General features: G+C 49.5%; 1 pseudogene. It reads left to right on the plus strand.

From position 1 onward, the window contains the following. Positions 1-254, plus strand: a pseudogene (locus tag J0A66_RS22635) (protein translocase subunit SecF); the annotation flags it as partial. Positions 255-309 lie beyond the last annotated feature (55 nt).

Here is a 309-nt window from a genome sequence, read left to right on the forward strand (position 1 = left end):
TTTCCCTGACCCAAACCATGAGTCGTACCATCATTACTTCAGGTACCACCTTGCTGGTGTTGCTGGCGCTGTTCTTCAAAGGCGGTGCGCTGATCCATGGTTTTGCCACAGCGTTACTATTTGGTATTTTTATCGGTACTTATTCATCAATCTACATCGCCAGTTCGGTGGCCTTGATGTTAGGTATCAGTAAGGAAGACCTGATGCCCACAGAAGTTGAGAAAGAAGGCGCGGATCTCGATCCGCTGCCCTAATTAATGTAACCCGGCCCACCCAGGGCCGGGCTATTTCACTGTTGTGAAATAGCCC

Source organism: Bowmanella dokdonensis, from assembly GCF_017254865.1.
GTDB classification, from domain to species: domain Bacteria; phylum Pseudomonadota; class Gammaproteobacteria; order Enterobacterales; family Alteromonadaceae; genus Bowmanella; species Bowmanella dokdonensis.